The organism is Moorena sp., assembly GCF_982860115.1.
Genome location: NZ_CEYLVT010000219.1, coordinates 4,175 through 12,552, shown reverse-complemented (window position 1 = coordinate 12,552; position 8,378 = coordinate 4,175). Strand labels below are relative to the sequence as shown.

At 44.3% G+C, this 8,378-nt stretch carries 6 protein-coding genes; 5 read left to right on the top strand and 1 reads right to left on the bottom strand.

What is annotated here, in order from left to right:
* Positions 1-410 precede the first annotated feature (410 nt).
* Positions 411-1,235, bottom strand: a complete 825-nt coding sequence (locus AC4II3_RS26510) for an SDR family oxidoreductase (RefSeq protein ID WP_488012236.1) — start codon at positions 1,233-1,235, stop codon at positions 411-413.
* Between the two features lie 1,965 nt (positions 1,236-3,200).
* Between AC4II3_RS26510 and AC4II3_RS26505 the strand changes: the two genes are divergently transcribed.
* From AC4II3_RS26505 to AC4II3_RS26485, 5 genes are all read left to right on the top strand, one after another.
* Positions 3,201-4,475: an alkaline phosphatase family protein gene (locus AC4II3_RS26505; protein ID WP_488012234.1), complete on the top strand. Its 1,275-nt coding sequence runs from the start codon at positions 3,201-3,203 to the stop codon at positions 4,473-4,475.
* Positions 4,476-4,498: 23 nt separating this feature from the next.
* Positions 4,499-4,681, top strand: a complete 183-nt coding sequence (locus AC4II3_RS26500) for a hypothetical protein (RefSeq protein ID WP_488012232.1) — start codon at positions 4,499-4,501, stop codon at positions 4,679-4,681.
* A 350-nt stretch (positions 4,682-5,031) separates the two neighbouring features.
* Complete coding sequence (locus tag AC4II3_RS26495) at positions 5,032-6,429, top strand: tetratricopeptide repeat protein (protein WP_488012230.1); 1,398 nt, start codon at positions 5,032-5,034, stop codon at positions 6,427-6,429.
* A complete protein-coding gene (locus AC4II3_RS26490; RefSeq protein WP_488012228.1) occupies positions 6,429-7,520 on the top strand; it encodes a tetratricopeptide repeat protein in 1,092 nt (363 codons plus the stop codon). Before AC4II3_RS26495 ends, AC4II3_RS26490 begins: the two co-directional genes overlap by 1 nt.
* A gap of 6 nt (positions 7,521-7,526) precedes the next feature.
* Positions 7,527-8,378: tetratricopeptide repeat protein (locus tag AC4II3_RS26485; protein ID WP_490722937.1), on the top strand; the 852-nt coding region annotated here is incomplete at its 3' end.

Below are 8,378 nucleotides of genomic sequence, written 5' to 3'. Positions count from 1 at the left end.
CAATCGCTCCGAAACCTGATTTAACCGTCCCGTCGCCACTCCGCCAGCTCCTGATCTTCCCCTCCTGGGAGGGGTTAGGGGTGGGTTACCCGTTCGCCCTCACCCCACACCCCACACCCCGTAAAGCTTTTAAGGCTGTTTGTCACCCCGTCAGGGAGTAGGGAATCGGGAATCGGGAGTCGGGAGGTAAGCATTCAGCCGTCAGCTATCAGCTATCAGCTATCAGCTATCAGCTATCAGCTTAAGCGCTACGCGCACGCTACGCGAACAGCTTATGGACGTCACAGCGTCGAAGCCTGTGCCACAGTAATTTAGGTGCTTTTGAATAAAATAGCTGACCGCTGACCACTGACGGCTGACCACTGACCGCTGGCCGCTGACCGCTGACCACTGACCGCTGAACGCTTAAGTTACTCGAGAGTAGAAAATAGCTCTGCCCAATCAATCACTGATGGTCTCGCTCCCCTATTTATCAACTCAAAAACTTTTCCGACCGTAACAGAGTTAGTAATGGATTCTACACAAGCTGATGCGACATCAATCCGGCTAGTTTGACCTGATAAAGTATCCCCTGTACCTAATACTAACCCTAATTTTCCTCCTGTTGTCGCTTTCAACAGAGTGTTTAAATCATAGGAGGTAAATGGACCGTCGATTAGTCGTCCTGGGCGAATAATAGTATAAGGTAATCCTGAATTAATGATGATTTCTTCTGCCTTTTTTTTGGCATCAAGTACACCAAAGGAATTAAGAATACTATAGGGTGGTTTATCTTTGCGAAGCACACCACAAGAGGATACAAAGACAAACCGCTTGAGGTCTTTAGGAGCTGCTGCTACCAGATTGCTAACTCCTATACTATCAACTTGCTCAGGACTATTTTTGGCTTTAGTAAGACAGTAGCTAGGGTTGAGATAGATCTTGAGCCACTCCATCACACTTGGGAATCCTTTAGCCTGATCTATGGTGTCGAAATCCCACTTTTTAGAAGGGAAAGCAGTAGTTCCAGTACAACAGATGATATGAGTGACATTTTTTATAGCAGAGGGGAGGCTAGAGGCATAGCGGATGTCACCAACAATAATCTCTACTTGGTTATCAAACATTTGTTGAGCTTTTTCAGCACTGCGAGTCAGAACACTAACCTGAAAACCTTTCTCTAGTAGCTTGGCCACCGTTAGCTGTCCAACCCCACCTGTAGCACCCACCACCAGTACTATATCTGTTGAAGTTATCACCCTTGCTCCTCTATGATTAATTTCGCCACAGTAGCAGCAGCCCTGCTCCAGCTTTTGCTTTATTATTTACATCGCCAATGATATAGCCCTTGTATTGATCATAAGCGTCATAGACGGAACGACATTTGATATAGCCCTTGTATCGATCATAAGCGTCATAGACGGAAAGACAATTGATATAGCCTTTGTATCGATCACCAGCGTCATAGACGCAACGACATTTGATATAGCCCTTGTATCGATCATAAGCGTCATAGACGGAACAACCATTGATATAGCCCTTGTATCGATCAGCAGCGTCATAAAATACTAGCATTGGCGAATGGTGAAGCTTGAATCAAGGTCAAACAGGTAAACAGAACTAATAAAAATTAAGATAACAATCTTTTTAATGATTAACTTCAATCAACTGTTCATATCAGGACTGATAAACTGACTTTCAAACAATCCACTTTAAATATCATAACGGAGAAAGACAAAAATTTCAATCACCCATGACCATACACGGTGCATCTCATATTTGTAACAAATAAGGGAAGTGTGGGGAATTTGGGAAGTGTGGAAAGTGTGGGGAGCGATCGCCTTTCGGCCACCCTACGCGATCGCATTAAACAATCTCACCAATCCCAGCATTCTTATAGCTAATTGAAATCAAGCATTCCTTTCAACCAACTAACCTTCAACCTTGGCCTTGGCCTATTGGCCACGCTACGCGAATGGCCACGCTACGCGAACAACAAAATAACCTTCAACCTCCAACACAATAACCTCCAACAAAATAACCTTCAACCTTCAACCTCCAAAAACTAACCTTCAACCTCCAAAAACTAACCTTAAACCTTCAACCCGCTAACCTTCAATCTGCTAACCTTCAACCTGCTAACTTTCAACCCCAAAAAAATAGCCGCAGAAATACTATCCACGGCTAGGAATGTTACCTTATGTCATTCAATTTTTTCACCTATCCAGACGTGAGCCTATGAGATTAGACCCGATGGTTTTGCTGGGGGGAAAACCCCCCAGGAATTTAACGTTTTACGGGATAATCAAGTACTTGACGGTAATTGTGATGAACTCTCCCGGAATGCCTGTCGCCTGAAGAGGAGTCCAGTCGGAAATTTCCGTATAACGGAGTACATACAAGGTATGCATCGTATTAAGTATGGCCTTGCGGGACCCCTTTAAAATATGCTGAACAGGGATTTTTTTTGGGGAAGACTCGTCAGGATTATTATCTGAGTTAGGCGGTAATTGTGAAGGCATAAGGTGAACCTCTTGCTTTTTGCTTATATTTATAATAGTAATGATTATAAATTAAATTGTCAAGGGTTTTAATTTTTTTTTTAAGAGCGGTAATTTAAAGAAAGCGATCGCATCTCACAAGAGATCGCGTTTTTTTTATGAGTAGTCAACTTCGGGAGTTCGTAATCGTAATTCAGGGGAATAAACTTTACTGGATATAGGAATTATTTTTCCCATGAGGTGCAAATAGATCCCCCTAAATCCCCCTTAATAAGGGGGACTTTGAGCTACACAGAATTGTTTGACTATTGGCTCTTGCCTTCCCCTCCTGGGAGGGGTTAGGGGTGGGTTTATCTTACCTGCTCCCTGCTCCCTGCTCCCTGCTCCCTACTCCCTAAAATCCAGATATTTGTACCTCACAATTCGTAGAATTGCTATATCATAAGTATGATCAACCCTAGGAAGTATTCGCTTATACTTTTTGTCAGATCATCACATTTTTTTAATGAGTAGCATAGGGGATAGTAAATCGTGAAACTCTTCAACTAAAGTTGTATTTTTATTTGTGCTATGCTAAATTAGCAGGAGGTTAAATTATCTATTAATAAATCCTGTAGAATAGCGCTTCTATTAGTAATAATGAAGTAAACAGTATTTTCCCCGATTCCCTACACCCTACACCCTACACCCTACACCCTACTCCCTGTTCCCTTGCTATCTATGATTAACTCTGAATCCTTAAAAGCTATTGAAAACGCTAGACTAAATGACAACATTGGTAAGCCCCTTTATGATTCCTATTGTTTCTCCCAGATTCCCCAGATGATCTATCATCTGCTCACTGGTCAAGGAAACATGGGTTTACCTAGGAGTGTATTAGGAGAATTACCGGAACGTTATGATAAGGTTATTCTGATTTTTGTTGATGCTTTCGGGTGGCGCTTTTTTCAAGACTATGTTGAACAATCGGAATTTTTGAAGCGGTTTGTAGTGGAAGGTGTTGCTTCTAAATTGACTACCCAGTTTCCTTCCACAACTGCTGCTCATGTCAGTACTATTCACTCAGGGCTTCCGGTTGGTGAGAATGGTGTCTTCCATTGGTTTTACTATGAGCCGCTGTTGGATGATATTATTGCTCCCTTGATGTTTTCGTTTGCGGGTGATAAGCAACGGGGAACCTTGCAAACTACTGGCATTTCTGAGCAAAGCCTTTTCCCTACCCAAACTCTATATCAAAAATTGCAACAGTATGGTGTGCAATCCTATTGTTTTCAACACTACAATTATGCTTACTCTCCCTTTTCACGAGTGGTGTGTGATGGGGCAACTACTATTTCCTACAAAACCATTCCTGAAGCATTAGTTAACCTGACTGAAGCAGCGATCGCTGAATCCCAGAAGAGCTACTTTTTCCTGTATTTGGATACTGTTGATGGGATGGCTCATAAATACGGTCCTTGCTCGCTACAATTCCAGGCTGAAGTTAGCACACTTTTGCTAACCATGGAGCAACTTTTATATCAGAAGGTAGCTGGTAAGCTGAAGAATACATTATTACTAATTACGGCTGATCATGGACAAATAGAGATTTCACCAGAGACTACTATTTATTTGAATCAGCTTACTCCTTCCATTGAGCAGTTTATTAAACGGAATTCCCAAGGTAAACTGTTGGTGCCAGCGGGGTCATGTCGGGATATGGTGTTGTACATTCAGGAAAACCATTTGGATAAAGTCTATGATTTGCTTACGGAGCAGTTGGCATATCGAGCAACAGTGTACCGCACTACGACATTAATTGAAGAAGGCTATTTCGGTACAGGTGAACTGTCGCCACTATTGCTCAATCGGTTAGGCAATTTAGTGATTTTACCCCATAAGTATGAAACGGTTTGGTGGTATGAAGAAGACCGTTTTGAACAACATAAGTTGGGCGCTCATGGGGGATTGTCAAAGGAAGAGATGGAAACGATTTTGTTGGCGATTGATTTTTGAAGGGTTAAGAGGGTTGTTGAAGGTTGAAGGTTGTTTGGTTGAAGGTTGTTTGGTTGAAGGTTGTTTGGTTGAAGGTTGTTTGGTTAAAGGTTGTTTGGTTGAAGGTTGTTTGGTTTTCGGATATCTTGACTACTCTTCCCGATTCCCGATTCCCGACTCCCGATTCCCGATTCCCGACTCCCGACTCCCTAAAACCACTGCTATAATCTAGCTGAAACTTGGACTTATTTTTCTTCATAAAAAGAATTTAATAATTATTAAATTTAATTTCACCATAAAAAAATCTAAGTCTTTAGTTTTTGGATATCTCTAAAGCTTTCAGTGCCTGCTTCAACAACTGTCTGGACTATTGCTCCAAACAGTTGTATTTTTTTACGCCAACAAAAAAAAGCAGGGACTTGCGTGAGATAAAAATAGGAATTACAGTAGTGTGGGAAAAGTAATTTAATCGTGACTACTCATTTTAACCAAACAGTTTTTGCCCATCCGACGAGCTAAAAACTGGTATTTTTGTTGGCTACACCCTCATCCTTGCCATGGAGTCGTGAAATTAGTGATGACTACTTCTGAGCTAGAAACTGCGCTTAATTGCTATCAAGAAGCAATCAAAAAGCTAAAAAAGTCTCAATCTTCTCAAGAAGAAGCAGTCTCTAACCTAAAATACATCTCCATAAAATCGGTTTTGACCCAGGCATTACAAGGGTTTGAGGTTAATTTTTGGAGATTTCTAAAAGAGTCTCAATCTCCTCAAGAAGAAGCAGTCTCTAAGCTCAAAGAGTCTCAATCTCCTCAAGTAGAGGAAGTGCTAGATATTTTGAATGCCAGGGATGCTGTGCAGGCTGCTTGGAGTCAGTGTAATCACGTATCTACAACTGATCAACAGGAACTGGTTAAGTTGGACGCTCTGCTGAAGAGCAAAGCAGAGCAGATTACCAAAGTCATGGACTTAGCTGAGTACCGAAACAGTTTTCAGCCTCCCGCAACAGCGTGGTGGTGGCGATTGGAAACAGAGGCACCACTTCATCCCTGGGATCGGTGGGATTGGTTGTGGAAAGGCCTGACGGTGGGCAGTTGGACAGTTAATTTAAGCTTGTTGGTGGATATTGTGCCCCGATTTCTGAGTGCTGGCACGGGGGTTGCCGGAGTAGCAGTGGTGGCGTTTCCGAGTATCTTAACCCTATTGCAAGCCAGAAGCGAACTGACCCAGGCCGGAAAAAAAGGGTTTGAACAATTACTCAACAGGTTGTGTATTCCCAAGCCTTACCATCAAGAAGCCAAGTTAGCTTTCACATTATTCGTGTCTGGGATTATAGTCTTATTATCGTTGAACAAACCAGCTTTTTCCGATTGGTACAACGACCAGGGACTCAAGAAATATCATCAGGGGCAATTGGCTGGTGCTGAAGCTGACTATCTTCAGGCTTTGGCTCTCGATCCAGATAATGCCAAGGCTCACTATAATTTAGGGTCCCTCTACGAAGACCTGCAAGAGTTGGATAAAGCCAAGAGTCAATATCAATTTGCTGTTAAGGAGAATTTGATTAAGGCTCAGAACAATTTGGCGCGTTTGTGGATATTGGAAAATAAACCAGAATTGGCTACACCTCTGTTGTGGAAAAGTTTACAGCAGGCGGGAAATCAGCCCTCAAGGATTAGATATAAATTGATGAAAAATTTCGGTTGGGCATTGTTACAACAAAAGCAGCTAGAGCAAGCAGAGACGATTCTAACCGGAGCGATCGCTTTGGCCACTACACCAGAGGGATTGGAACAAATTACAACTCGCGCTTCAGCACACTGTTTGTTGGCTCAGGTCTATGAACAGCAAACCCGCAATGGCGAAGCCCTTGAACAATGGCAAACGTGTTCTCAGCTAGGTTCAATTGATAATCCCGATCAACCGAAATGGTTGATTTTAGCTCACAAAGCGTTAAAGAAGGCAGGTAAACTCTAATGCAATGGAAAAAATGGAAACTCTTAATTGGCTTGGTCCTGGGGCTGAGCTTGGTAGTCAGCTTAGCTAGACCAGCTCGTCCGATTGGAAATGGTTTAAATCTAGTTGTGGCCCTTCGTCCTCAAGGTCAGGTTAAACTTAAGCGTTCTAGCTGGCAGGATTATCAGCCAGCGTTTATTAGTGCGCCATTGGCAGCTACGGATCATCTCTTACTGGCCAGCAATAGCTTTGCCAAAGTACTGTGCCAGAACTTAACAGAGTGGGAACCGGAAGATGGCAGAGACTATATCGTCTCTGAAGGCTGTCCTCCTACCTCAAAGCCAAAGCTATTGGAATCGGACAGGGATACAGTGATTGAAAGAGCAACCAATAATCCAGAGATTCCCTATATTCTCAGACCTCGGGATAGTTCCGTGCTCAATCAGCAACCGCTGTTGCGCTGGCATCAGGTTGAGGGCGCGAGCACTTACCAGGTGAAGGTGATTGGTCCAGGGGTGAATTGGACGCAGCAAACTAGTGCAACCGAAATAGTTTACTCAGGAAAGCAGTCCCTACAACCAGGGGCTCGTTATTGGTTGATTGTCAAGACTTACCAAGGCCAAAGTTCTAAACAGGAAGGGAATTCAGGGTTTAGCATCCTCGATCAGGAAAAAGCCCAAGAGGTATCGGCAGCAGCGGAGGAAATTAAGCAAAAGCAGTTGAGTAAGCCAGCAGAAGCACTAGCCTTGGCTCATTTGTACCGCAGCAATGACTTAAACGCTGAAGCCATTGACCTGCTGGAAACCGCTTTGGCTGATCAACCTGAGTCGCTCCGGGTTTATCAACTTCTGGGGGAGATTTACCAACACGTAGGATTGAATCGCCTAGCTAGAAAGCGTTACCGGCAAGCCCTAGAACTGGCCAAGGCAGCGGCAGATTTAGACACTCAAGCTCAAGTGCTTGGGGGACTGGCAATCACCAGTGCCATCATCGGCCAGAAGGATAAAGCGATAGCGTGGCTAGAGAAAGGGAAAGAGGTTTATCAAACCTTAGGAGATCAGGTCAGGGCAGGTCAACTGGAACAACAAATGGTTAAGATTTTAGGGGGCTAATCGTTGATGAAGGCAAAAATCCTAATCCAACCAGGGCTGATAGCGGCGACCGTAGTCGGTGTGATTGGGATAAGGGCAGTTCCCGTGGCACCATGGGTACAGATGAGTATAGCCCAAGCTCAAGAAAGCTCACCATCAACTGAGCTAACTGAGTTTGTCATTGAAAGCGAACTAGAAGCGTATCGACTTACTAAGCAAGCGCTACAGCTTAATCAACAAGGAAAGTACTCAGAAGCTATCCCCCTAGCAGAAAAAGCATTAGGGATTCGGCAACAAGTCCTAGGAGAGGAACACCCTTTTGTAGCCACCAGCCTCAAAAACCTGGCTTTACTGTACGAGAGCCAGGGCAGGTACCAAGAGGCGGAACCCGTCTTCCAGCAAGCCTTACAGCTGAGGAAATCCTTGCTAGGAAAGCAACACCTAAATCTGGCCACCAGACTCAATACCCTGGGTTTGGTGTACGCTCGCCAGGGGAGATACCAAAAAGCCGAACGCCTCTTGCAGCAAGTCTTACAGCTGAGGAAACCCTTGCTAGGACACAAACATCCTTCTGTGGTCATCACCCTCAACAACCTGGGTTTGGTGTACGCTCGCCAGGGCAAGTACCAAAAAGCTGAACCCCTCTTGCAGCAAGCCTTACAGCTTTACAAACCCTTCCTAGGAGAGCAACACCGATATGTGGCCACCACCCTCCACTACCTGGGTGTGGTGTACGCTCACCAGGGCAGGTACCAAGAGGCCGAACTCCTCTTCCAGCAAGCCTTAGACCTTAGGAAACCCTTGCTAGGAGAGGAACACCGTTCTGTGGCCACCACCCTCCACTACCTGGGTGTGGTGTACGCTCACCAGGGCAGGTAC

Coding starts and splice junctions, on each gene's coding strand:
- AC4II3_RS26505 (WP_488012234.1), top strand. CDS start 3,201: ATGATTAACTCTGAATCCTTAAAAGCTATTGAAAACGCTAGACTAAAT.
- AC4II3_RS26495 (WP_488012230.1), top strand. CDS start 5,032: ATGACTACTTCTGAGCTAGAAACTGCGCTTAATTGCTATCAAGAAGCA.
- AC4II3_RS26490 (WP_488012228.1), top strand. CDS start 6,429: ATGCAATGGAAAAAATGGAAACTCTTAATTGGCTTGGTCCTGGGGCTG.